This is a genomic window from Priestia sp. D3YE.R1, from assembly GCF_049199565.1.
GTDB lineage: Bacteria > Bacillota > Bacilli > Bacillales > Bacillaceae_H > Priestia > Priestia aryabhattai.
In genome coordinates, this window is sequence record NZ_JBLTHW010000001.1 from 287,571 (window position 1) to 311,994 (window position 24,424).

Here is a 24,424-nt window from a genome sequence, read left to right on the forward strand (position 1 = left end):
TTTGAAACTGAACAACAGTTTCAGCCATTTTCTTTTTTTAATGTCTCTAAACGATTAAAAACTTTTGAAAAGTATTTTTCTTGGCCATTTTGTTTAGGATGAAAATATTGTTTGTTTTTGATGCGATCCGGTAAATACTGTTGAGGGACCCATCCGTTATCAAAATCATGCGGGTACTGATATGCAACGCCTCGGCCAAGGTTTTCTGCTCCTTTGTAATGAGCATCCTTTAAATGAGGGGGAACGTCGCCGGACAACCCTTTTTTAATATCACTTATCGCTTCATCTAATGCTTTGTAAGCAGCGTTGGACTTCGGTGATAGGCAAAGTTCAATAACGGCGTTTGCAAGCGGAATTCGTGCTTCTGGGAACCCTAATCGCTCAGTTGCTTGAATAGCTGCTAGCGTTCTCATACCAGCATCCGGATCAGCTAGTCCAACGTCTTCATAGGCAATGACTAAAAGTCGACGATTGATGCTGATCAAGTCTCCTGCTTCAATTAGCCGTCCCAAATAATGAAGAGCGGCATTTACGTCGCTGCCGCGAATCGATTTTTGAAAAGCCGATAATACATCATAGTGAGCGTCACCATTTTTATCGTGTGAAAAATATTTTTGCTGCAGACATTCTTCCGCCGTTTGTAGGGTAATAACGATTTTACCATCGCTTTCACTTGTTGATAAAACAGCCAGTTCCAGAGCATTCAAAGCGGAGCGTACGTCACCGTTACAGCTGTTGGCAAAATGGTTCATGGCGTCATCTTCTACGACAATTTTTCTATCCCCAAATCCATTGGATGAGTCGCTGAGTGCTCTTGTTAGCGCCATTTTGATATCATCTGGCGTAAGAGATTTTAATTCAAAAATTTGGCATCTGCTTCGAATAGCAGGATTAATCGCGTGATAAGGATTGCTTGTTGTCGCTCCGATTAGAATGATCATGCCGTTTTCTAAATAAGGAAGTAAAAAGTCTTGCTTGGCTTTGTCAAGGCGATGAACTTCGTCTAACAGCAGAATTACTTTGCCTGACATTTTGGCTTCTTCGGCGACAATTTCCATATCTTTTTTATTGTTTACAACGGCATTTAACTGACGAAACGCCGTGTTGGTTGTTTTTGCAATAGCTGTTGCAATTGTTGTTTTCCCAACGCCTGGAGGCCCATATAAAATCATCGAGCTTAAGTGATTTGCTTTTACCATTCGATAAATCATTTTATCTTTGCCAACTAAATGCTGCTGCCCGATAACGTCATCTAAATGAGTCGGACGCATTCGAAATGCAAGAGGTTTTGTAGCCATGTTTATCTCCTTTCTTTTCTTTCACTGTATCACAAGAGGTGAATAGGTGGTGGAAATTTATCTTATAGGCATAGTATGTTATAATGTCAACAGCTACATTTGCAAGAAACGTGTATAGAGAAGTTCATATAGCTTAGTAAAAAACGACTCATCACAGCATTCAGTGACAACGTGAGAGTCTTATTTTTTTCATAAATAAAAAAGTGTATTGAAGGAGTGTATCGTATGAAAATTTCAACAAAAGGACGCTACGGTTTAACGATTATGATTGAGCTTGCGAAGCGCTTTGGCGAAGGTCCTATCTCGCTTAAAACTATTGCTCAAACGCATGACTTATCTGAACATTATTTAGAGCAGCTTATTTCACCGCTGCGTAACGCTGGGCTTGTAAAAAGCGTGCGCGGAGCTTATGGAGGTTACATCTTAGCACATGAACCTGCTAACATTACTTCTGGCGATATTATTTCCGTTTTAGAAGGTCCTATTAGTCCTGTAGAAGGAATTGAGGATGAAGAGCCTGCAAAACGCGAGCTGTGGATTCGTATTCGTGATGCCGTTAAAGAAGTGCTAGATAGTACAACGCTTGAAGATTTAGCAAATCATTCTGATGATGATCAAGCGTCTTATATGTTTTATATTTAATAATGAGCTAGGAGGCGTTTATTTTGGAACGTATTTATGTTGATCATGCAGCAACGTCTCCAATACATCCAGCAGTCGTTGAGAAAATGACGACTTTTATGCATGAGTACTTTGGAAATCCGTCTAGTATTCATCACTACGGGCGGGAAAGTCGACGCTATTTAGACGAAGCTCGCCAAACGATTGCAGCAAGTATTGGAGCACACGAAAATGAACTGATTTTTACAAGTGGTGGGACAGAAGCAGATAATATGGCACTGATCGGAGTCGCTCTTGCAAACCGCCATAAAGGAAATCATATTATTACCACGCAAATTGAACACCACGCTGTGCTTCATACGTGTGAATATTTAGAAACACAGGGCTTTGAAGTAACTTACTTACCAGTTAATGAGTACGGACAAGTATCTGTAGATGAAATAAAATCAGCCCTAACGGATCAAACAATTCTTGTGTCGGTGATGTTTGGAAATAATGAAGTAGGCGCTATTCAGCCAATTGGAGAAATTGGAGTTCTGTTAAAAGAGCATGGAGCATATTTCCACACGGATGCAGTGCAAGCTTATGGATTAATTCCGTTAAATGTGCAACAATTAGGTGTCGATCTTTTATCCGTTTCGGCTCATAAAATTAACGGACCAAAAGGGATGGGCTTTTTATATGCAGCTGCTCACGTTTCACTGTCTCCTTTGCTATTTGGAGGAGAACAAGAGCGCAAACGACGAGCTGGAACTGAGAACATGACAAGTATTGTTGGGTTTGAAGAAGCTGTGAAAATTTCGCAACAAACGCTGCAAACACGTGCAGATGAATATAGAAGATACAAAGAAATAATGGTAGCTGTGTTGAAAGAAGAAGGTATTTCGTTTGAAATTAACGGACATCTTGAAAATTCTCTGCCACATGTGTTAAATTTATCATTTCCAAAAACAAATGTTGAATCGATGCTCGTAAATTTAGACTTAGCAGGAATTGCGGCATCGAGCGGTTCAGCTTGCACAGCGGGAGCAATCGATCCTTCTCATGTGCTTGTAGCTATGTTTGGAAAAGGGTCTGAACGTTTAACAACTTCTATTCGATTTAGCTTTGGCTTAGGAAACTCAGCTGAGCAAATTGAAAAAACCGCACGTCAAACAGCAAACATCGTTAAGCGACTAACGATGTAAATAGCAGCCATCAGTAGGGTCTTCATCCCTCACTGATGGTTTGTGTCGTTTCGTTCGCTTTTTAGCGAACAATTTAATTAAAATGAAGAAAGCGGAGGTGGCGAAGTTGACAAAATCACCTAAAGATACGCGTGTAGTAGTCGGAATGAGCGGAGGCGTTGATTCATCTGTAGCAGCTCTTTTATTAAAACAACAAGGATACGATGTGATCGGAATCTTTATGAAAAACTGGGACGATACGGATGAAAACGGTGTTTGTACTGCGACTGAAGATTATAACGATGTTATTCGCGTATGTAACCAAATTGGTATTCCCTACTATGCAGTCAACTTTGAAAAACAATATTGGGATAAAGTATTTACCTACTTTTTAGATGAATATAAAGCAGGTCGTACACCGAATCCTGATGTAATGTGTAATAAAGAAATAAAATTCAAAGCCTTTTTAGAGCATGCAATGACGCTAGGAGCAGACTATCTAGCGACAGGGCATTATGCACGCGTTGCGTATCGCGACGGGGAGTATAAAATGCTTCGAGGCGTAGATGAAAATAAAGATCAAACGTATTTCTTAAATCAATTAGGACAAGATCAGCTGTCTAAAGTAATGTTCCCGATTGGTGAAATTGAGAAATCAAAAGTGCGTGAAATTGCGAAAGAAGCAGGCCTTGCTACAGCAACGAAAAAAGACAGCACAGGTATTTGCTTTATTGGTGAACGCAACTTCAAAGAATTTTTAAGTCAGTATCTTCCTGCTCAGCCAGGTGTAATGCAAACGCTTGACGGCGAAGTGAAAGGCAAGCATGACGGTCTCATGTACTATACGATTGGCCAACGCCATGGTTTAGGTATTGGAGGCAGCGGTGAACCTTGGTTTGTAGTAGGAAAAGATTTAGAAAAAAATGTTTTGTACGTCGATCAAGGCTTTCACAATGAGCTGCTCTATTCTACATCTCTTACAGCAACCAATGTCAGCTGGGTAAGCGACCGTGATTGGTCGTCACCAATGACGTGCACAGCAAAATTCCGCTATCGTCAAACCGATTCAGCAGTAACCGTTGAAAAAGTCGATGATGATACAATTAAAGTTACTTTTGCTGAACCTGTTCGCGCAATTACGCCAGGTCAAGCAGTTGTGTTTTACAAAGATGATGAATGTCTTGGCGGAGCAACAATTGACAAAGTATTTCAAGAAGAAGAGCAAATCTGGTACGTATAATTCATATAAGCAAGAACGAAAAACCTCGGCTGTATATAGCTGAGGTTTTTCTATGATATACTTTACTTATTGGGTAAACTAATAACTTACATATTCTAGATTTTCATGATGTGAAAGTCTTTTAAATCATAACTAAAACAGTGGAGTGAACGAAAAAATGACAGATAAAAATCAGCTAGGAATTCAGTATATGCAGGAAGGGAAATTTGAAGAGGCTGCTAAAACATTTTCAGAAGCAATTGAAGATAATCCAAAAGATCCAATTGTGTATGTGAATTTTGGCAATTTGTTAGCGGCTGTTAGTGAGATGGATCGTGCTTTGAAATTTTATGAACGTGCGATTGAATTAGATGAAGAAACGGCAACAGCGTATTACGGAGCAGGAAATATTTATTTTAATGCAGAGCAGCTTGAGCAGGCAAAGCACTACTTTGATTTAGCAATCAAAAAAGGCTTAGATTCATCCGATGCCTACTTTATGCTTGGTTTAACGCTGTTTCATATGGAAGAAATTCGTTTTGCGATGCCTTATCTGCAGCGAGCGGTAGAACTAAACGAACATGATGTAGAAGCAAAATTTCAGTACGGTCTTTGTTTAGCACAGCTCGAAATGGTAGATGAAGCGATTGCTGAATTTCTTAAGGTAGTAAATCAAGAGCCAGAACATGCCGATGCTTTCTATAATTTGGGCGTAGCGTATGCCATGAAAGATGATAAGGACAAAGCAATTGAGATGTTAGATGAAGCTTTAAACGTGCAGCCAGATCACGTAATGGCAGCAAATGCTAAACAAGTTCTGTCTACATTAGAACATTAAGAAAGCGGGTAAAGGAAGGATAACATGAACGAAGAACTAGTGAACCCTTCACAGCCAGAACGTCATTATATAAGCGGCACGTCAATTGTAACGGTTTTTCATAACGAAGAAAACTTATATAACGTTACGCGGATACGGATCAAAAAAACAAATTTAGAGATTGAAGATAAAGAAACGGTCGTTACAGGCTATTTTCCTAAGCTTAATGAAGATGAAGTATACACATTTTACGGGGACTTCAAAGAGCATCCAAAGTTTGGTCTGCAATTTCATGTTGAGCAGTTTAAAAAAGAACTTCCGCAATCAAGGCAAGGGGTTGTTCAGTACCTATCAAGCGATTTATTTCACGGAATCGGTAAAAAAACCGCTGAAAATATTGTGGACGCCCTAGGAGAACGCGCTATTTTTCGTATTTTGCAAAATGAGTCCGTGCTAAAAGAGGTTCCGAGGCTTTCAGCCGACAAGGCAGAGGCTTTAGTAACGCAGCTTCGTGAACATCAAGGGTTAGAAGAAGTAATGGTAAAGCTGACAGACCTCGGGTTTGGACCGCAGCTTTCGATGAAGATTTTCCAAGCGTACAAACAAGAAGCGCTTGAAATTGTTCAAAATAATCCTTATCAGCTCGTAGAAGATATTCAAGGTATTGGTTTTAGCAGGGCCGATGAACTTGGAAAGAGGCTTGGTATGGCAACCAACCATCCTGATCGTTTGCGTGCAGGTATTTTATACGTCATTGAGCAAGAATGTAATCAAATGGGACATGTATACGTCACGGCAGATCAGCTGTACGGAAAAACAGCAGAGCTTCTTCGAAAAAGCAGGCATGAGAATCTGTCTGAAATGGATCTTACAAGAGAAGTGGACGCATTAAAAGCAGACAAAAAGCTTATCATTCAAGACGAAAAAATTTATTTTCCTCCCCTTTTCTATGCTGAAAAAGGGCTGGTTAAAGCTATTCAAAAAATTATGGCCCAAACGCAATACGAAGAGCAGTTTCCAGAATCAGAATTTTTACTAGCTTTAGGTGAACTAGAAGAGCGATTAGACGTGCAATATGCACCGTCTCAGCGCAAGGGCATACAAACTGCTTTAATGTCTCCAATGCTTCTTTTAACAGGTGGACCAGGTACAGGGAAAACAACGGTTATTAAAGGAATAGTCGAACTCTATGCAGAACTTCACGGATGTTCGTTAAATCCAGGGGATTATAAAAAAGATGAAGCTTTTCCTGTTTTACTTGTGGCACCTACTGGACGCGCTGCTAAACGAATGAGCGAAGCGACCGGACTTCCGGCAGTTACGATTCACAGATTATTAAAATGGAACGGACAAGAAGGATTTGACCATAATGAGGAGAATCCAATTGACGGAAAATTATTGATTGTGGATGAAGTATCGATGGTAGATTTGTGGCTTGCTCATCAGCTGTTTAAGTCTCTTCCTGCTAATTTACAGGTTATTTTAGTTGGAGACGAAGACCAGCTTCCTTCAGTAGGTCCGGGACAGGTGTTAAAAGATTTACTGAGTTCAGAAGTAGTTCCTACCGTCCGTCTGACAGATGTATACCGGCAAGCGGAAGGGTCATCGATTATTGATTTGGCTCATGAAATAAAAAAAGGAAAGCTTCCGGAAGACTTATCGAGGCAGCAAGGAGATCGTTCCTTTATTCGCTGTCACGGACAGCACATCACGAACGTTGTGCAACAAGTTTGCGGGAATGCGTTAAAAAAAGGCTATACGGCTAAAGATATTCAAGTTCTAGCTCCTATGTATAAAGGTCCTGCAGGGATTGATAAACTGAATGAAGTTCTTCAGGAATTATTTAACCCGGCTTCTGAGCAAAGAAGAGAGCTTAAGCACGGAGATATTACGTACCGAGTCGGAGATAAAGTGCTGCAGCTTGTAAATCAGCCGGATAGCAACGTATTTAACGGAGATATGGGAGAAATCGTCTCAGTTTTCTTTGCCAAAGAAAATACGGAAAAACAGGATATGCTGGTTATTTCATATGAAGGAAACGAAGTAACTTATACAAAGCAAGACTTTAATCAAATAACTCATGCATACTGCTGTTCCATTCATAAATCGCAGGGAAGTGAATTTCCCATTGTTGTGCTTCCAATTGTCAAAAGCTATTACCGAATGCTGCGACGCAATTTACTTTATACCGCCGTTACGCGAAGTAAACAGTTTTTAATTTTATGCGGCGAAGACGAAGCGTTTCAGCTTGGAGTCAGCCGGAATGAAGACAGCGTTCGACAAACGAATTTACAGCCTTTGCTTCGAGAAAGCTTGGATAACGACATAGAAGATCCCGAAATTCCATTTATGAAAGATGCAAATATTGGGATGGAAAACGTTACGCCGTATGATTTCATGTAACCTTTCGCATGCTAACAAAGAGTTAAATAAACTCCTTTGTTGCCATCCTTCTTTGCTAATTGTCAGAAAATAAAGTATAGGCGTGAAAAAAAGTGGACATAATGCGTTTATATAAGTAGAACGTATAAAGAGGTGTCGACTTTGTTTAAATGTCCAAACTGTAAAAGTATTGACGTTGGCAAAATTGGTGTAAATCAGTATTACTGCTGGAATTGTTTTATTGAAATGACTATTTCAAAAGGACAAATTAATACTCACCAAGTAGAAGAAGATGGAACATTGAGCTCGCTTGATGATTTGTTCTCAGATGACGAGCGCACAATCAATTTCTAATTCTTTTTTACCGGGAGGAAGAGCAATGGGCAGAATCATTCCGTCAGTAGTCGCTTTCGGTCTTGGAGCTTATGCATTTAAAATGGCAGATGATCGAGAGATGTTTACAAAAAGAAATATGAAAAAAATGCGTAAACGTATGATGAAAGCTATTCACTAATAAAAAAGCACTATTGCACTGAGCTGCAATAGTGCTTTTTTGCAGGCAGAAGATACAACTGCATGTATAAACTCCTTTCTTTATCAAAAAATAGAAGGGAGGAGGAGTTTACGTTGAAAGATAGTTCATTCAAATGGTTCTATAGATTCGGACTGCTGTTATTAGCACTGCTGTGCGTATTAGTCTTTTTTAAAGTCCAGTTTTTATGGCTGCCTGTTATTTACATGTTTTTAAAAGCACTGCTGCCTTTTTTTATTGCAGCATTCATTACATATTTACTTCATCCGCTTATTGAAAAAACGCATGATAAAGGCGTGCCTCGTCCTCTAGCTATTTTACTGATCTACATTATCTTTTTTGGAGGAATCGGGTTCGGAGCCTATAAGTCGTATCCTATTTTTGTGGAACAAGTAAAAGATTTAAATGAACAGCTGCCTCATTTTACGAATACATATAGACATTGGGTAGAATCGATTCATGATCGTACAACTTCACTTCCAAACGGTGTACATGAGAAAATTGAAGGCAGCATTGATGATGTAGAGGCTACGCTCAACGTGTGGCTTACAAAAGTGGCGGAAGGATTAAAATCATTGATTACCTCTTTTTTGATTTTAATCATTATTCCATTTATTGTTTTTTATATGCTGAAGGATTTTTCCTCTATTAAGAAAGCAACAGCTTATGTCACACCTAAAAAGTGGCACAAACCAGGCGAACGTTTTTTATCGGATGTGAATGAATCGCTTGGCAATTATATTAGAGGACAATTTTTTGTTTGTCTCATTATTGGTGTGATTGCCACAGCAGCACTTTGGTTCTTTCATGTACCTTATGCACTTCTTTTAGGCTTTATTATTGGCGTAACGAATATCATTCCGTATTTTGGCCCGATTATTGGTGCGGTTCCAGCAGCTATTATTGCAGCAACTATCTCGATAAAGTTGGTTATTACCATTGTCATTATTATCTTTGTGCTGCAGTTTCTAGAAGGAAATGTGCTGTCTCCGCTTATCGTAGGAAAGAGCCTTCATATTCATCCTTTGTTTATCATGCTTGCGCTCCTTTTAGGAGGAGAGTTTGGAGGAGTATTGGGTCTCATTTTGGCTGTGCCAATTTTAGCAGTCGTTAAAATATCTATTTTGCATATTCGCTCTTATACGCTCAAACATTGACAAAGAGCGGTTAATTTGTCATAATATCGCCATAAGAAAACGCTACATATTTTGAACACAATGATGGATCGAGTACGTTGCACACTGGTTTTTAGAGAAGGGCTTCCTTGGCTGAAAGAAGCGCTAAACAAAGAGCAGCTGAACGCTAGTCCAGAGTGCAGGCTAAAACCTGCCGTGTCAGCAACGTTAACGCTATGAAGGTGATAAATGCTTTTGGCATTTATAATCAGGGTGGTACCGCGAGTTCAACTCTCGTCCCTGCTACAGGGATGAGAGTTTTTTTGTGTGCAAATAACTAGCAATTGCTTTTGGACACAGAGAAAATAGATGCTTTTATGTCATCATTTTTTTGTCTATAAATAAGAAGAGTATTAAAGGAGGACCAATCATGAAAAAACTGACGTCAGCACAAGTTCGTCAAATGTATTTAGATTTCTTTAAAGAAAAAGGCCATGATGTAGAACCAAGCGCATCTTTAGTCCCGCATGAAGATCCATCTTTATTATGGATTAACAGTGGAGTAGCTACATTAAAAAAATATTTTGATGGTCGAGTTATTCCTCAAAATCCGCGTATTTGTAACGCACAAAAATCTATTCGTACAAACGATATCGAAAACGTAGGTAAAACTGCTCGCCATCATACGTTTTTTGAAATGCTTGGTAACTTCTCTATCGGTGATTATTTCAAAGAGGAAGCAATCCAATGGGCATGGGAATTCTTAACGAACGATAAATGGATTGGATTCGATGCAGATAAGCTATCTGTAACAGTTCACCCTGAAGATGAAGAAGCATTTAAGATCTGGAATGAAAAAATGGGTGTGCCTAAAGAGCGCATCATTCGTTTAGAAGGTAACTTCTGGGATATCGGAGAAGGTCCGAGCGGTCCAAATACAGAGATCTTTTATGATCGCGGAGAAGCATATGGTAATGACCTAACTGATTCGGAATTATATCCAGGTGGAGAAAATGAGCGTTATTTAGAAATTTGGAACCTTGTATTTTCTCAGTTTAATCATAATCCTGATGGTACGTACACGCCGCTTCCAAAGAAAAACATCGATACAGGAATGGGCTTAGAGCGCATGGTTTCTGTTATTCAAGATGTGCAAACAAACTTTGATACAGATTTGTTTATGCCAATTATTGAAGCAACAGAAAATATTTCAGGCGCTAAATATCGTACAAATGATGAGCAAGATACGGCATTTAAAGTCATTGCTGACCATATTCGTACGGTAACATTTGCTGTAGGTGATGGTGCGCTTCCTTCAAATGAAGGCCGCGGGTATGTGCTGCGTCGTTTATTACGCCGAGCAGTTCGCTATGCTAAAAAGTTAAACATTAATCGTCCGTTCATGTACGAGCTGGTGCCGGTAGTAGGTGAAATCATGGTTGATTTCTATCCGGAAGTAAAGGAAAAAACGGATTTTATCCAGCGCGTTGTAAAAAATGAAGAAGAGCGTTTTCACGAAACGTTAAATGACGGACTAGCTATTTTGGCAACGGTTATTAAAAAAGAAAAAGCGCAAAACAGTGATACGGTACAAGGCGAAGATGTGTTCCGTTTATATGATACGTATGGCTTCCCTGTTGAATTAACGGAAGAATATGCAGAAGATGAGAACATGAAAATTGATCATGCAGGTTTTGAACGTGAAATGGAAGCACAGCGTGAGCGTGCGCGTGCTGCTCGTCAAGATTCTAGTTCTATGCAAGTTCAAGGCGGCGTACTTGGTGAAGTAACCGTTGCAAGTGAGTTTGTTGGCTATGATAAAAATGAAGTAGAAACAGTTGTTGAAGCAATTATTGTAGACGGAGAGCTTGTTGACCGCGCTGAAGCTGGAACAGAAGCGCAAGTTATCTTAAGCCACACGCCATTCTACGCAGAAAGCGGCGGTCAAATTGCGGACCAAGGTACAATCCAAAGCGCTGCAGGAACAGCGGAAGTAAAAGACGTTCAAAAAGCGCCAAACGGCCAAAATGTCCAAACGGTATCTGTAACAAACGGAGAGCTTGTAAAAGGTGAAACATACAAGGCGACACTTGATGAAGAAAACCGCAGTGCGATTGTGAAAAACCATACGGCAACGCATTTATTGCATCAAGCACTAAAAGATACGTTAGGAACGCATGTTAATCAAGCGGGTTCTTTAGTAACAGCGGATCGCTTGCGCTTTGACTTCTCTCACTTTGGTCAAGTGACACAAGAAGAGCTTGAGAAAATTGAACAAATCGTTAATGAAAAGATTTGGGACAGCATCTCTGTACAAATTGAAAACAAAGCAATTGACGAAGCAAAAGCGATGGGTGCAATGGCGCTATTTGGTGAGAAATACGGAGATATCGTGCGCGTAGTACAAGTAGGCGACTACAGCTTAGAATTATGTGGTGGATGTCACGTACCAAATACATCTGTTATCGGTTTATTTAAAATTGTATCAGAATCTGGAATCGGTGCAGGTACTCGACGTATTGAAGCTGTAACTGGAAAAGCTGCCTATCAGTTAATGAATGATCAAGTAGGTTTACTAAAAGAAGCTGCGGCAAAAGTAAAATCCAACCCGCGCGATTTAGTAGGGCGCGTTGAAGGATTACTAGAAGAAATTCGTAATCTTCAGCGTGAAAATGATTCACTATCTACAAAGCTTGGCAATATTGAAGCTGGCAATCTTGTTGACCGCGTACAAAACATTAATGGTGTAAATGTCCTAGCAGCAAAAGTGAATGCAACGGATATGAATAACCTTCGTGCAATGGTTGATGATTTAAAACAAAAATTAGAATCTGCTGTGATCGTATTAGCTTCTCCACAAGGTGAAAAGGTAAATATTATTGCAGGTGTAACAAAAGATTTAATTGCTAAAGGCCATCATGCTGGCAAACTTGTTAAAGAAGTAGCAACGATTTGCGGCGGAGGCGGAGGCGGACGCCCTGACATGGCGCAAGCTGGAGGAAAAGACGCTAGCCAAATTGAAAAAGCACTTGGCACTGTAGAAGAATGGGTTAAATCCGTTTAATTCTCCTCTTTCTTGGTGTACAATATAAATAAGACTTAGCATAGTGCACAATGTGTTCACAAATTAAGAGAGTGAGGTGGGACCGTGAGTTCATTTGATAAAACCATGCAATTTAATTTTCAAGATGAGCCAGCTGAAACAAACGTACATGAAGTATTGTTTACGGTTTATGACGCACTGCAAGAAAAAGGCTACAACCCGATTAACCAAATCGTTGGGTATTTGTTATCAGGAGACCCTGCTTACATTCCTCGTCATAACGATGCGAGAAACACAATTCGCCAGTTAGAGCGAGACGAGCTCATTGAAGAACTTGTTAAATCTTATTTACAACAGCATCGAAAGGATTCATAAATGCGCGTATTAGGATTAGATGTAGGAACCAAAACAATTGGTGTGGCAGTTAGTGATGAAATGGGATGGACAGCGCAAGGAATTGAAACAATTAAAATTGCAGATGAGCAGATGGAGCAATCATATCCTCGTTTACAGCAGTTAATTGACGAATATTCCGTAGAGAAAATCGTAGTGGGTCTTCCTAAAAATATGAATGGTACGATTGGCCCTCGAGGCGAAGCGTGCATCGAGTTTGCTGACAACGTCAAAGAAAAACTTAACATTGAAACGATGATGTGGGACGAGCGCTTGTCAACGATGGCAGCAGAGCGAGTACTGCTGTCTGCCGACGTAAGCCGCAAGAAACGCAAAAAAGTAATCGATAAAATGGCAGCTGTTATGATTCTTCAAGGATACTTAGACAGCAAGCAATAAGAAAAGCAGCAGGCTTTGCTTAAGCTGACAAGTTATGACTTTCCCTTTTACATATTCTTTTGTACGTAAAAGGGAAGTGAAATAACTGAACAGCTTGCTTTTCGCTGAAGAAAAAGTTAAGCTAAGAGCTTACAATATAAAATGAGGTGCAAACATGAGCGTAGAAGAAAATAAAATTACAATCGTCGATGAGAATGGAAATGAGCAGCTATGCGAAATTTTATTCACATTTGATTCTGATCAATATAACAAATCATATGTAATTTACTATCCAATCGGAGCAGACCAAGATGATGAAGAAGAAATTGAAATTCATGCATCTGCTTTCACACCAAGTGAAGACGGTCAAGACGGCGAGCTTCAACCGATTGAAACAGAAGAAGAGTGGGACATGGTTGAGGAAATGGTTAACACATTCCTTGACGAAGAAGGCGAATAATTATAGTGAAAAAGCTGATGACAATCGTTATCAGCTTTTTTTTACATAGAGGCCGTTCTTTTTAGATATAAAAAGGTTTTTCCTTGCATTCTTAGGGGAGATTGTATGATAATGACGAAAAATGAGATAAATTGTAGTATAATAATTCCTGCGTGTGAGAGTGCATTTTAATAAAAGAATTCATTGTTTGAACGGATGAAACTAGACTTTGGGCAGACAATAACATAAATCATGGAAAAAATTTAGGAGAGGCGATAGTTTAAGGAAGCGATACCATCTCACACCTATAGGAGATACGAATGAATCGCAATCTCATGTATCCTCTCTGTTCATACTTACAAAAAATCAAGAAGAAAAGAGGTGAAACTGGTTGTATCTTCTTTTACAGAAGTAGATTTAACCAGGAAGCTGCTTGTCGCAACAAACATTTTTACCACCTAATCGTTCAAGGAAAAAACGAGTTATTTTTATTACAATTATCGTACTTCTTTTACTTGTTGGCGGTGCATTTTTCTATGCTCAATCCCGCTTAACACCCGTGGATCGAAACAGCAATAAAAAAGTAAATGTGACCATTCCACAAGGTTCTTCCGTTCAATCGATTGGTACGGTATTGAAAAAAGAAGATTTAATTAAAAGTAAAAGTGCCTTTCGCTATTACGTAAAATTAACCCATGTATCTGGATTTCAAGCTGGAACGTATTTATTTTCTCCTTCCATGAGCTTAGGGGAAATGGTTGAAAAAATGGAAAAAGGCGAGGTTTCAAAACAACCTGATATTCGTGTCACCATTCCAGAAGGACGCCAGCTTGTCGAAATTGCTGATATCATTGCTAAAAATACAAAGTTTACAAAAGACGAAGTCATGAAAAAGCTAGACGATAAGGCATTCATCAATAAAATGAAAGAAAAGTATTCAGATTTAGTAACGGATGAAGTGATGCAAAAAGATATTAAACATCCGCTAGAAGGTTATTTATATCCCGTTACGTATGATTTTTATGATAAAAATGTGTCGTTAGATGAAATATTGGATAAAATGGTAGGGAAAACAAATAATGTATTAGGTCAGTACAGTGGGCAAATGGAAAAGAAAAAATTTAGTGCACATAAATTGTTAACCATGTCTTCTCTAATTGAAGAGGAAGCGACTGCGAAAGTCGACCGAGAAAAAATTGCCAGCGTCTTTTATAATCGCCTTGAAAAAAACATGCCTCTTCAAACGGATCCAACCGTATTATATGCCTTAGGAGAGCATAAAGACCGGGTGTTCTATAAGCATTTAGAAGTGGACTCTCCTTACAATACGTATAAAGTAAAGGGGTTGCCTCCAGGACCAATTGCCAGCTCTGGATTGATGTCAATCAAAGCTGCGTTACATCCAGCCAATACAGATTATTTATACTTCTTGGCTACACCTGAAGGAAAAGTTATTTTTACCAAAACGTTAGAAGAACATAACAAAGAAAAAGCCAAGCATATTACAGGTAAAGAAAAGCAAAATACCGAAAAATAATTGGAAATTTAAAATTGGGGAATCGCGATACTTCGCATTCCCCATCTTTTATGTTAAAATATATCGGGTTTACGTAAAAACGAAAAAAACTTATAATAGACTAGTTGTCTTACTATTTTGCAGTAATGAAACGTTATGAAAACATAATGTAAAATGTACTTCTGAGAACGGAGGAAGTGTTTTGCTTTTACAAAACGTAGAGCAGTATGTGGAAAAGCTTATTCCTAAGCGCCAGGAGCTTATTGAAGAAATGGAAGCTTATGCAGAAGAATATCACGTTCCGATTATGGAATTGATTGGTGTTGAAACGCTATTGCAAATTCTTCGTCTTCATCAGCCAAAACATATATTAGAAATTGGAACAGCGATTGCATATTCGTCTATTCGAATCACCCATGCGCTTCCAGAGGCACGAGTGGTTACGGTAGAACGAAATGAAGAGCGTTACCAAAAAGCGCAAGAGTTTATTGAACGGGCGGGAAAACAAGATAAAATTGTGTCGTTGTTTGGAGATGCACTTGAGCTTAGAGATGAAATTGAACGTCATGGTCCTTATGATGCAGTCTTTATCGATGCAGCTAAAGGTCAGTATCAGCGTTTTTTCGAACATTATGAGCCGATGCTATCTTCTAAAGGAATGATTATTTCGGATAACGTACTATTTAAAGGTCACGTAGCGACCGATTTGGCGGAAGTAGAAACACGTCGACGCCGCAGCTTAATTAAAAAAATTCAGGCATACAATACGTGGCTGATGAATCATCCCGATTATTATACAACTATTCTCCCTATTGGAGACGGAATCGCGATTAGTATTAAAAGAGGTGACCAAGAATGAAAAAACCAGAACTATTAGTGACACCAACTGCAGTTTCGGAAATCGAATCATTATTACAAGCTGGAGCAACAGCTATTATGGTTGGTGAACAGCGCTACGGTTTGCGTTTAGCAGGTGAATTCAAACGTGAAGATATCGTAGAAGCTGTAAATATTGCTCATCAGCATGATGCAAAAGTCTACGTAGCGATGAACGGATTATTTCACAATGATAAAATCGCCGAATTAAATGAATATATTTTATTCTTAAAAGAAGCAAGCGTGGATGCGATTGTATTTGGAGATCCGGCTGTATTAATGGCAGTGCGTGAAACAGCTCCAGAAATGAAGATGCACTGGAGTACTGAAACAACGGGAACAAACTGGTATTCATGTAACTACTGGGGCCGCAAAGGAGCTAAGCGTGCAGTTCTTGCTCGTGAGCTAAGCATGGATAGCATCATTGATATCAAAGAAAAAGCCGAAGTAGAAATTGAAGTTCAGGTGCATGGCATGACGTGTATGTTCCAATCGAAACGTTCACTTCTTGGCAACTACTTTGAGTATCAAGGAAAAGTCATGGAAATTGAAAATCGTAAAGTAGAAAAAGATATGTTTTTACTTGATAATGAGCGAAACAATAAGTATCCAATTTTCGAAGATGAAAATGGAACGCATATTATGAGTCCAAATGATATGTGCATTATCGATGAGCTTTCCGAAATGATTGACGCTGAAGTAGATGTATTTAAAATTGACGGCGTATTAAAGTCACCGCAATATATTTTAGAAGTAACAAAAAAATATCGTCAAGCGATTGATTTATGTGTAGATGACCGTGAAGAATACGAAAACGTTAAAGACGATTTGTTAGAAGAAATTGAAAGCTTGCAGCCAATTAACCGCCCGTTAGACACAGGGTTTTTCTTTAAAGAAACGGTATATTAAAAAGCATGCAAAGAAAGATAAACAAAGGAGGTACAAACGATGGCTGTTCAAATCGATACTGTAGTAGAAGGTAAACGAGTTATTACTAAAAAGCCTGAGTTGTTAGCTCCAGCCGGTAACCTTGAAAAATTAAAAGTTGCCGTACACTATGGAGCAGATGCTGTGTTTATCGGAGGAAAAGAGTTTGGCCTTCGTTCAAATGCAGATAACTTTACATTTGAAGAAATGGCAGAAGGTGTTCAGTTTGCAAACAAATACGGCGCACGTATTTATGTTACAACAAACATTTTTGCTCACAATGAAAATATGGACGGACTTGAAGATTATTTAATGGGATTAGAGCGCGCTGGCGTTTCTGGAATCATCGTAGCTGATCCGTTAATTATCGAAACCTGTCGACGCGTTGCACCTAAGCTTGAAGTACACTTAAGTACGCAGCAATCACTTTCAAACTGGAAAGCCGTTCAATTCTGGAAAGAAGAAGGATTAGAACGTGTTGTACTTGCTCGTGAAACGGGTGCTGAAGAAATGCGCGAAATGAAAGAAAAAGTGGATATTGAAATTGAAGCTTTTATTCACGGAGCGATGTGTATTGCTTATTCAGGCCGCTGCGTGCTAAGTAACCACATGACAGCGCGTGATTCAAACCGTGGAGGCTGCTGTCAATCATGCCGTTGGGACTATGATTTATTTAAAGTAGAAGACGGTAAAACGGAAACGCCTTTATTTGATGAGCAAGACGATCCGTTTGCAATGAGTCCAAAAGATTTAAATTTAATTCAATCTATCCCTCAAATGATTGAGCTGGGTATTGATAGCTTGAAAATTGAAGGACGTATGAAGTCGATCCACTATATTGCAACAGTGGTGAGCGTATATCGCAAAGTGATTGACGCATACTGTGCAGATCCTGAGAATTTTGTGATTCAAAAAGAATGGCTTGATGAGCTAGACAAATGTGCGAACCGCGATACGGCTCCCGCCTTTTTTGAAGGGGTTCCTGGAGTGGATGAACAAATGTTTGGCGTACACGGCAAGAAAACAAAATTTGATTTTGCTGGTTTAGTATTGAATTATGATGAAGAAACAAGCATCGTGACATTGCAACAGCGTAACTATTTTAAACCGGGAGAAGAAGTGGAATTTTTTGGTCCGGAAATTAAAAACTTTACGCAAAAAATAGATAAAATTTGGGACGAAGATGGCAATGAACTAGATGCTGCGCGTCATCCGCTGCAAATTGTGAAATTTAAAGTGGACCAACCTCTATTTTCATATAACATGATGCGAAAGGGGATTTAAATATAAAATGGGGAAAAAGCCCGTTGTAATCGGTATCGCTGGTGGATCCGGTTCTGGTAAAACAACTGTAACCAAAGCTATTTATGAGTATTTTAAAGGGCATTCTATTATGCTTCTTGAGCAAGACTATTATTATAAAGATCAAAGCGATGTACCGTTTGAACAGCGTTTGCAAACAAATTACGATCATCCTCTAGCATTTGATAATGATTTGCTGATTGAACACTTGCAAAACTTATTAAATTATGAGAGCATTGACAAACCGGTATATGATTACGCAATTCATACGCGCTCTGAGAAGGTAATTAAAGAAGAACCAAAAGATGTTATTATCTTAGAAGGTATTCTTGTACTAGAAGATCAGCGCTTGCGTAATTTAATGGATATCAAGCTATACGTAGATACAGATGCGGATCTTCGTATCATTCGTCGTATGCTTCGTGATATTAAAGAACGAGAGCGTACGCTTGAGTCAGTTGTTGATCAATACGTATCTGTCGTTCGCCCGATGCATAATCAGTTTGTTGAACCAACAAAACGCTATGCAGATATTATCATTCCTGAAGGCGGTCAAAACCACGTAGCGATTGACTTGATGGTCACTAAAATTCAAACAATTCTTGAACAAAATGCCATTTTATAATAACATAGCATAGATGCAGGAATTTTTTTGAAGACAATGCAGACATATTCTGCTAACTAAACACAAACATTATAAAGAATAGAGAAACGAGCAGCTTCTATTTTGAAGCTGTCATTTCTCTATTAACTGATTTTTCCACAGAGTGGAAAATTTTTTGTACATACAGAAATCGACTGTATACACTAGAGATTTTGAGTTCAAGAAGGAGTGAAGGGATTATGGCACAAGAAAAAGTATTTCCAATGACAGAAGAAGGAAAGCTAAAGCTAGAGCAAGAGCTAGAATATTTAAAAACAGTAAAACGTAAAGAAGTTGTAGAGCGTATCAAGATCGCCCGCAGTTTTGGAGATTTATCGGAGAACTCTGAGTACGATTCTGCAAAAGACGAGCAGGCTTTCGTGGAAGGACGTATTACAACGCTTGAGAATATGATTCGCAATGCGAAAATTATTGAAGAAGATGTAGAAAATTCTTCTATCGTATCATTAGGTAAATCTGTAACATTTGTAGAGTTGCCAGATGGTGACGAAGAAACGTATACAATTGTAGGTAGTGCAGAAGCAGATCCATTTGAAGGGAAAATTTCAAATGATTCGCCAATTGCTAAAAGTCTAATGGGCAAACAAATTGGAGATCAAGTAACTGTTCAAACTCCTGGTGGAGATATGTCAGTGAAAATTGTATCTGTTAAGTAAAACATATGGTTGGAAGCGTTCTACTGAATGCTCGTAAGTAAAAAAGCTGACACGCGTCAGCTTTTTTTATATGATTTAAAAAAACGGAGAGAATAGAAAAGATATGTAGGAAAGGAAAGATGAAGATGAAAGATATCGATTTTACTAAAACAGCGCTTGTTTTAATTGATTTACAAAAAGGGATTGTGCCAATTGGAGGAGACGAAATTGTAGAAAAATCTGTTCAGCTTGTGAATCGTTTCCGCGAACAAAATGGATTTATTAGCTTTGTACGAGTAGATTTTCAAGATGGAAAAGATGCGTTGACGCCAGAAACGGATCAAAAGCCATCTGCTCCTCAAGAAAGACCTGCAGACTGGGCAGAATTCGATCCAAGACTTAATGTTCAAGAGACTGATTACATTGTGAAAAAACGTCAGTGGGGAGCCTTTTTTGGGACAGATTTAGACCTTCAGCTTCGCCGAAGAGGAATTGATACAATTGTCCTTTGCGGAATTGCAACAAACATTGGTGTGGAAAGCACAGCTCGTGAAGCATTTCAGTATGGATATAACCAAATTTTTATCACGGATGCCATGGCGACATTTACAAAAGAAGAGCATGAGGCCACTCTTTCTTACATCTTTCCGAAAATAGGAAAGCTACGAACAACTCAACAATTTTTAACGGAAAATGAATAATAAAAACTTGCTGAATCAGCAAGTTTTTTTATGGAATGAAAAAAAGAATGAATATTTCTTAAGATAATGGTTTTAAAAGTAATGGCAACGTCGACACTTGTAAAGAGTGAGGTGTAGTCATGAAAATAATTCACAAGCGAATTTATATTACTCTTATTTTTATTTTATTATTAATTAGTGGACTGGGAGCACGGCTTGTTCAACTCCAGCTTGTCAGCACGGAATCTTTTACTGATAAAAATATTAACTTAATTGAAGGAAGCGTAAAACAGCGTACGCAGGAAATGGTGGTAGACGACGGGCGAGGGAAATTCGAAGATAAAAATGGACAGTCTTTAACATCTATCACGCATAATCGCTTAGTCCTATTTCCGTTTTTAGAAAAAATGAAGTGGCCCGTTCAGCAAGTAAGCGAAATTGTGGGAATGCAACCACAGGAATTAACGAACAGACTAGCGAATGCTAAAACACCGGTTGTTATTACAAAAGAATTATCCCATGCACAAGTCGAAAAAATAAATGCATTAAAGGTACCTGGCGTGTTTGGAATTCCTCTAAAAGATGAGCGTCCAGTTCCTCTTGCTGAACATTTAATCGGACTAGAAGCACAAAGCAAACAAATAATTGAAGAGAAGTACAGTGATAAATTGAAAAATGGAGCTATTAAATCAACTACACCTGTAGGTATCTCAGGGATGCAGAGGGCTTTTGACGAGTTTTTGCTGCCTGAACAAGAGTCTAAGCTCCTTTATCATGTTGATCGACTAGGTGGGCCTATGTTTGGCATCGATGTAAAATATACGGGCACAGCTAACCCTTATTATCCAGTCAGTGTGCGTACGACGCTTGATTTGTCTGCTCAGGAGCTAGTGGAGAATACATTGAATCATTATAAGTTAAAAGACGGAGGAGCCGTCTTAATTGATATAAAAAACAATAAAGTAATTGCGATGGCCAGCAGGCCTTCAATTAATAAGAAAGATCCATTTAAAAAGCAAAACGGTTCAGACAGCGTAGAAAATCGTTTGCTGACGCCGCAAACTCCTGGATCTATATTTAAAACCGTAACAGCAGCTGCAGCGCTTGAACAAAATAAAATTCAGCCTTCTTTTACCTATAACTGCGATAAAAGTATTTATGGCAATAATGTAGAAGAAGATCATCAAAAAGGGCAGCTGACGTTTGAAGAAAGCTTTGCGCAAAGTTGTAATGCAACGTTTGCCCAGCTAGCAAAAGAAATGATAATATCTAATCCGGATATCATTGAACAATATGCTGATAAGTTAGGGCTTCTTCAGCCTGTAGGATGGACGGGTGATGTGTTTCACTTTGAACATTTTAAGCAGTTTTTAGGAGAAAAATCGGGAAGAGTTTGGACAAATGATAGAGAAAAAAAAGTACCAAATGCTGTAGCGCAAACAGCAATTGGACAGCTTGACGTAAAAGTGACTCCGCTTGCAGTAGCAAATATGATGGCGACAATTGCACGGGGAGGAGAAAAGAAGCAGGTAAAAGCGGTAGATGCGCTGGACTATAAAAATAATACGTCACTGTATACGTTTAAAGAGCATGAGCTAAAAGGAGATACGATTAATGAAGCCACAGCTGCTTCTATGCAGCAGCTTTTAAAAGGCGTCGTACAGAGCGAAAAAGGAACAGGAAGAAGATTTCAAACGCTTCCTTATGAAGTGGCAGGAAAGTCAGGAACTGCTGAAATCAATGTGAAGGCCGATATCGTCAATAAATGGTTTGCGGGTTACTTTCCGGCAGATGATCCAAAATACGCAATGGTAGTAGTGGATTTAAATACAAAAAGTGCGATATCTCCCACAAACAGCGTATTTTATGATATTGTTAAAGGGATGTATGACTTAAATACACGTTAAAACAAGAAGAATTTGTAAAAAATATTACAAATATACTTCAAATAAATTTTGATGCTTCATGTATAAGAAAACACATGTTAGAATAAAGCATTATAAAAGTTGGAGGAAATTGTAGCAATGAATAACAATCGTTCTTCAAGACACGAAAACAAAGAAAAAAAAGTAAACCGATTATATAATCTGTTAATTGCTGTCGTAGCGGTTTTAATTGTATTTGTCGGTGGTACGATGATTCTTGGAAACAAGGATAAATCGGATAACCAAGCGGAAACAACTCAAAACAATCCGCAAACAAATGACCAAAAAACGGACAAGACGGCTAAAAAAGACGATGATTCTTCGAAAGATGATCAAGCAACAGAGGATCAAGCAACGGACGATCAAAGCTCTGAAGATGACCAAAGCTCTGAAGATGATCAAGCAACAGATGAAGAATCAAACGACTCAGATTCACAGGCTGAAGTAGAGAAAAATCCAGAGCCTGGCGTGGCAGAACGCAAGGTAGATCCTTCATGGGATTCAGTAGGTACATCACAAGATGCTCCTGCAGCAACATATAAAAAAGGATCAACGGATTGGAACGAAATGCTAAAAGCTGTAGGCGAAGGGTCAGGCATTAGCCCAAGCAATATGACCGTATGGCGTCTAGGTAATAACGGTGGCGTAGGTAAAGCTGTAGCTACGGTTAGTCCTAAAGGCAACTCATCAACAAAATACCGCGTTCAAATTGAATGGGTAGATGGAGAAGGCTGGAAGCCCGCAGTAGTGGATAAGCTTCAATAAAAAAAGCAGCGCGCTAGCGCTGCTTTTTTATTTTGAAATGAACAACTGCAGAGTACAGTTTTTTACCTTGTTCATAGTCCACAGACATTTGATGAGATACGCTATGTACCTCAAGTAAAATCGCCTTATTTTGATCAATTTTTTCAGCAATTTGTTTTTCAAGCATTTTAACATCAGGCGCTTCAAAAAATTCTATTTTATCTTCAATCATTTCAAATTCAAAATTCATCTTACGGCCTCCTTACCTCATTACTATAGTATAGCAAATAGAAAGTTAAAAGCTTAAAATATTTGTAAATGAAGAACAAACGATGACTAAAAACATACTATATCCATAAGAATTATTAGTTATGAGGAGGCGTTTTTTATGGGGCTAGAGTTTTTAGATATCTTTGAAAAGTGGGCGAATGAGTATGATGCATCGGTAAGCGGGAAAGATGAACAGTATAGAGAAGTGTTTCGCAATTATAATGAAATCTTAGAATATGTAGCAGACCGTTCAATAGGGCATGTGATAGAATTTGGAACAGGCACTGGAAACTTAACAAAAAAACTTTTAGAAAAAGAACTTACGGTAGTAGGAATTGAGCCGTCAGTTCCAATGAGACAATTGGCACACCAGAAATTAGGAGCAGATGTTTTAGTCACACCGGGAGACTTTTTACAGTTTGATACATCGTTGTTTCCAGCAGAGAGCTTAGTTAGTACGTATGCATTTCATCATTTAACAGATAAAGAAAAAGAAGAAGCTGTGATAAACTATGGAAAGTTACTTCAAACCGGTGGTAAAATAGTGTTTGCCGATACAATGTTTGAAACAGCGGATTCATTTGCTGATACCATTGTTCAGGCAAAACAAAAAGGGTATACGCAACTAGCAGAAGATCTAGAGAGGGAATACTATACAACGATCCCTGTCTTAAAGCAAATCTTTGAAAGCAATGGTTTTCACATAACCTTTACACAATTTAATCACTTTGTGTGGGTATTGGAGGCAACGAAACAATAGTAGAAAGAGGTTTTAAAATGAAAGTAGCAATCATTGGAGCAATGGAAGAAGAAGTGACGATTTTACGCGATAAAATTGAGAATCGTCAAGAAACAGTAATCGCAGGATGTGAATACTCAACAGGAACAATCAGCGGCGTGGAGGTTGTATTATTAAAATCAGGTATTGGAAAAGTAAATGCGGCGTTATCTACAGCCATCTTACTAGAGAAGTTCAAACCTGATTACGTTATTAACACAGGATCAGCAGGCGGTTTCCATCCAGAGTTAAACGTAGGGGACGCGGTTATTTCAACAGAAGTTCGTCATCATGATGTAGATGTAACGGTATTCAACTATGAATACGGTCAAGTGCCAAACTTGCCTGCAGCTTTTAAAGCAGATGAAAAACTAGTTCGTCTTGCTGAAGAAAGCGCTCTTGAAGTAACGGATATGAAAATTGTAAAAGGATTAATTGCTACAGGAGATTCGTTCATGAACGATCCTGTGCGCGTAGAGTTTGTTCGCTCTAAGTTTCCAGACCTTTATGCAGCTGAAATGGAAGCAGCGGCTGTTGCTCAAGTATGCTATCAATTTGGCGTACCGTTTGTTATTCTTCGTGCTCTTTCTGACATCGCCGGCAAAGAATCAAATGTTTCTTTTGAGCAATTTTTAGAAAAAGCAGCTGTTAATTCAACGAAATTAGTATTGAATTTTATTACAAAATTAAAATAAGCTGTTCAT

At 38.7% G+C, this 24,424-nt stretch carries 25 protein-coding genes; 23 read left to right on the forward strand and 2 right to left on the reverse strand.

What is annotated here, in order from left to right; translation table 11 throughout:
• Window positions 1–20 precede the first annotated feature (20 nt).
• Entirely contained in the window at window positions 21–1,298 is a 1,278-nt protein-coding gene (locus ACOZIR_RS01445) for a replication-associated recombination protein A (protein ID WP_045292120.1), read from the reverse strand.
• Window positions 1,299–1,523: 225 nt separating this feature from the next.
• Here ACOZIR_RS01445 and cymR point away from each other — a divergent pair, with 225 nt between their 5' ends.
• From cymR to ACOZIR_RS01550, 21 genes are all read left to right on the forward strand, one after another.
• The gene (cymR, locus tag ACOZIR_RS01450) at window positions 1,524–1,940 is read left to right on the forward strand and encodes a cysteine metabolism transcriptional regulator CymR (protein ID WP_013059297.1); all 417 of its coding nucleotides are present in this window, start codon (window positions 1,524–1,526) and stop codon (window positions 1,938–1,940) included.
• Between the two features lie 23 nt (window positions 1,941–1,963).
• Window positions 1,964–3,106 carry a cysteine desulfurase family protein gene (locus ACOZIR_RS01455; RefSeq protein ID WP_025750574.1) on the forward strand — a complete coding sequence of 381 codons (1,143 nt, stop codon included), beginning with the start codon at window positions 1,964–1,966 and terminating at the stop codon, window positions 3,104–3,106.
• A gap of 106 nt (window positions 3,107–3,212) precedes the next feature.
• On the forward strand, window positions 3,213–4,325 hold the full coding sequence (gene mnmA, locus ACOZIR_RS01460; protein ID WP_045292118.1) for a tRNA 2-thiouridine(34) synthase MnmA: 1,113 nt from the start codon (window positions 3,213–3,215) through the stop codon (window positions 4,323–4,325).
• A 157-nt stretch (window positions 4,326–4,482) separates the two neighbouring features.
• Window positions 4,483–5,142, forward strand: a complete 660-nt coding sequence (locus ACOZIR_RS01465; protein WP_013085089.1) for a tetratricopeptide repeat protein — start codon at window positions 4,483–4,485, stop codon at window positions 5,140–5,142.
• Between the two features lie 24 nt (window positions 5,143–5,166).
• Window positions 5,167–7,524 carry an ATP-dependent RecD-like DNA helicase gene (locus tag ACOZIR_RS01470; protein ID WP_047749816.1) on the forward strand — a complete coding sequence of 786 codons (2,358 nt, stop codon included), beginning with the start codon at window positions 5,167–5,169 and terminating at the stop codon, window positions 7,522–7,524.
• 141 nt (window positions 7,525–7,665) lie between these two features.
• On the forward strand, window positions 7,666–7,857 hold the full coding sequence (locus ACOZIR_RS01475) for a hypothetical protein (protein WP_013059292.1): 192 nt from the start codon (window positions 7,666–7,668) through the stop codon (window positions 7,855–7,857).
• A 25-nt stretch (window positions 7,858–7,882) separates the two neighbouring features.
• Window positions 7,883–8,017 (forward strand): YrzQ family protein, encoded by a 135-nt coding sequence (locus tag ACOZIR_RS01480; RefSeq protein WP_013059291.1) that lies wholly within the window; start codon window positions 7,883–7,885, stop codon window positions 8,015–8,017.
• 113 nt (window positions 8,018–8,130) lie between these two features.
• Window positions 8,131–9,192: an AI-2E family transporter gene (locus ACOZIR_RS01485; RefSeq protein ID WP_028411681.1), complete on the forward strand. Its 1,062-nt coding sequence runs from the start codon at window positions 8,131–8,133 to the stop codon at window positions 9,190–9,192.
• A 388-nt stretch (window positions 9,193–9,580) separates the two neighbouring features.
• Window positions 9,581–12,214 carry an alanine--tRNA ligase gene (alaS, locus tag ACOZIR_RS01490; protein ID WP_045292112.1) on the forward strand — a complete coding sequence of 878 codons (2,634 nt, stop codon included), beginning with the start codon at window positions 9,581–9,583 and terminating at the stop codon, window positions 12,212–12,214.
• Window positions 12,215–12,298: 84 nt separating this feature from the next.
• A complete protein-coding gene (locus ACOZIR_RS01495; RefSeq protein WP_013059287.1) occupies window positions 12,299–12,568 on the forward strand; it encodes an IreB family regulatory phosphoprotein in 270 nt (89 codons plus the stop codon).
• Window positions 12,569–12,985: a Holliday junction resolvase RuvX gene (gene ruvX / locus ACOZIR_RS01500; protein WP_013059286.1), complete on the forward strand. Its 417-nt coding sequence runs from the start codon at window positions 12,569–12,571 to the stop codon at window positions 12,983–12,985.
• Between the two features lie 154 nt (window positions 12,986–13,139).
• Window positions 13,140–13,424: a DUF1292 domain-containing protein gene (locus ACOZIR_RS01505; RefSeq protein ID WP_013059285.1), complete on the forward strand. Its 285-nt coding sequence runs from the start codon at window positions 13,140–13,142 to the stop codon at window positions 13,422–13,424.
• A 412-nt stretch (window positions 13,425–13,836) separates the two neighbouring features.
• Window positions 13,837–14,940, forward strand: a complete 1,104-nt coding sequence (gene mltG / locus ACOZIR_RS01510) for an endolytic transglycosylase MltG (protein WP_340141696.1) — start codon at window positions 13,837–13,839, stop codon at window positions 14,938–14,940.
• Window positions 14,941–15,121: 181 nt separating this feature from the next.
• Window positions 15,122–15,778: an O-methyltransferase gene (locus tag ACOZIR_RS01515; protein WP_328120118.1), complete on the forward strand. Its 657-nt coding sequence runs from the start codon at window positions 15,122–15,124 to the stop codon at window positions 15,776–15,778.
• Window positions 15,775–16,704 carry a peptidase U32 family protein gene (locus tag ACOZIR_RS01520; protein ID WP_028411677.1) on the forward strand — a complete coding sequence of 310 codons (930 nt, stop codon included), beginning with the start codon at window positions 15,775–15,777 and terminating at the stop codon, window positions 16,702–16,704. Before ACOZIR_RS01515 ends, ACOZIR_RS01520 begins: the two co-directional genes overlap by 4 nt.
• Window positions 16,705–16,743: 39 nt before the next feature.
• Window positions 16,744–18,006, forward strand: coding sequence for a peptidase U32 family protein (locus tag ACOZIR_RS01525; protein ID WP_028411676.1), 1,263 nt, complete (start codon window positions 16,744–16,746; stop codon window positions 18,004–18,006).
• A 7-nt stretch (window positions 18,007–18,013) separates the two neighbouring features.
• Window positions 18,014–18,649 (forward strand): uridine kinase, encoded by a 636-nt coding sequence (udk, locus tag ACOZIR_RS01530; protein WP_028411675.1) that lies wholly within the window; start codon window positions 18,014–18,016, stop codon window positions 18,647–18,649.
• Window positions 18,650–18,867: 218 nt separating this feature from the next.
• Window positions 18,868–19,344, forward strand: coding sequence for a transcription elongation factor GreA (gene greA, locus ACOZIR_RS01535; RefSeq protein WP_013059279.1), 477 nt, complete (start codon window positions 18,868–18,870; stop codon window positions 19,342–19,344).
• A gap of 119 nt (window positions 19,345–19,463) precedes the next feature.
• Window positions 19,464–20,024 (forward strand): isochorismatase family protein, encoded by a 561-nt coding sequence (locus ACOZIR_RS01540; protein WP_421535498.1) that lies wholly within the window; start codon window positions 19,464–19,466, stop codon window positions 20,022–20,024.
• Between the two features lie 119 nt (window positions 20,025–20,143).
• Window positions 20,144–21,910 carry a peptidoglycan D,D-transpeptidase FtsI family protein gene (locus ACOZIR_RS01545; protein ID WP_028411673.1) on the forward strand — a complete coding sequence of 589 codons (1,767 nt, stop codon included), beginning with the start codon at window positions 20,144–20,146 and terminating at the stop codon, window positions 21,908–21,910.
• Between the two features lie 117 nt (window positions 21,911–22,027).
• Window positions 22,028–22,693 carry a YrrS family protein gene (locus ACOZIR_RS01550; protein ID WP_045292102.1) on the forward strand — a complete coding sequence of 222 codons (666 nt, stop codon included), beginning with the start codon at window positions 22,028–22,030 and terminating at the stop codon, window positions 22,691–22,693.
• A 13-nt stretch (window positions 22,694–22,706) separates the two neighbouring features.
• Here ACOZIR_RS01550 and ACOZIR_RS01555 read toward each other — a convergent pair whose 3' ends face one another.
• Window positions 22,707–22,922 carry a YrzA family protein gene (locus ACOZIR_RS01555; protein ID WP_033579671.1) on the reverse strand — a complete coding sequence of 72 codons (216 nt, stop codon included), beginning with the start codon at window positions 22,920–22,922 and terminating at the stop codon, window positions 22,707–22,709.
• Between the two features lie 138 nt (window positions 22,923–23,060).
• On the opposite strand from ACOZIR_RS01555, the gene ACOZIR_RS01560 reads away from it, so the two are divergent.
• Entirely contained in the window at window positions 23,061–23,702 is a 642-nt protein-coding gene (locus ACOZIR_RS01560; protein WP_013059274.1) for a class I SAM-dependent methyltransferase, read from the forward strand.
• 17 nt (window positions 23,703–23,719) lie between these two features.
• Window positions 23,720–24,415, forward strand: a complete 696-nt coding sequence (gene mtnN / locus ACOZIR_RS01565; RefSeq protein WP_028411671.1) for a 5'-methylthioadenosine/S-adenosylhomocysteine nucleosidase — start codon at window positions 23,720–23,722, stop codon at window positions 24,413–24,415.
• Window positions 24,416–24,424 lie beyond the last annotated feature (9 nt).

Bases quoted from the DNA above. Each gene is read 5' to 3' on its own strand.
- ACOZIR_RS01520 (WP_028411677.1), top strand. From the start codon at position 15,775: ATGAAAAAACCAGAACTATTAGTGACACCAACTGCAGTTTCGGAAATC.
- ACOZIR_RS01550 (WP_045292102.1), top strand. From the start codon at position 22,028: ATGAATAACAATCGTTCTTCAAGACACGAAAACAAAGAAAAAAAAGTA.
- ACOZIR_RS01560 (WP_013059274.1), top strand. From the start codon at position 23,061: ATGGGGCTAGAGTTTTTAGATATCTTTGAAAAGTGGGCGAATGAGTAT.
- mtnN (WP_028411671.1), top strand. From the start codon at position 23,720: ATGAAAGTAGCAATCATTGGAGCAATGGAAGAAGAAGTGACGATTTTA.
- alaS (WP_045292112.1), top strand. From the start codon at position 9,581: ATGAAAAAACTGACGTCAGCACAAGTTCGTCAAATGTATTTAGATTTC.
- ruvX (WP_013059286.1), top strand. From the start codon at position 12,569: ATGCGCGTATTAGGATTAGATGTAGGAACCAAAACAATTGGTGTGGCA.
- ACOZIR_RS01555 (WP_033579671.1), bottom strand. From the start codon at position 22,922: ATGAATTTTGAATTTGAAATGATTGAAGATAAAATAGAATTTTTTGAA.
- ACOZIR_RS01470 (WP_047749816.1), top strand. From the start codon at position 5,167: ATGAACGAAGAACTAGTGAACCCTTCACAGCCAGAACGTCATTATATA.
- cymR (WP_013059297.1), top strand. From the start codon at position 1,524: ATGAAAATTTCAACAAAAGGACGCTACGGTTTAACGATTATGATTGAG.
- ACOZIR_RS01540 (WP_421535498.1), top strand. From the start codon at position 19,464: ATGAAGATGAAAGATATCGATTTTACTAAAACAGCGCTTGTTTTAATT.
- greA (WP_013059279.1), top strand. From the start codon at position 18,868: ATGGCACAAGAAAAAGTATTTCCAATGACAGAAGAAGGAAAGCTAAAG.
- ACOZIR_RS01525 (WP_028411676.1), top strand. From the start codon at position 16,744: ATGGCTGTTCAAATCGATACTGTAGTAGAAGGTAAACGAGTTATTACT.
- ACOZIR_RS01465 (WP_013085089.1), top strand. From the start codon at position 4,483: ATGACAGATAAAAATCAGCTAGGAATTCAGTATATGCAGGAAGGGAAA.
- ACOZIR_RS01545 (WP_028411673.1), top strand. From the start codon at position 20,144: ATGAAAATAATTCACAAGCGAATTTATATTACTCTTATTTTTATTTTA.
- ACOZIR_RS01505 (WP_013059285.1), top strand. From the start codon at position 13,140: ATGAGCGTAGAAGAAAATAAAATTACAATCGTCGATGAGAATGGAAAT.
- udk (WP_028411675.1), top strand. From the start codon at position 18,014: ATGGGGAAAAAGCCCGTTGTAATCGGTATCGCTGGTGGATCCGGTTCT.
- ACOZIR_RS01445 (WP_045292120.1), bottom strand. From the start codon at position 1,298: ATGGCTACAAAACCTCTTGCATTTCGAATGCGTCCGACTCATTTAGAT.
- ACOZIR_RS01480 (WP_013059291.1), top strand. From the start codon at position 7,883: ATGGGCAGAATCATTCCGTCAGTAGTCGCTTTCGGTCTTGGAGCTTAT.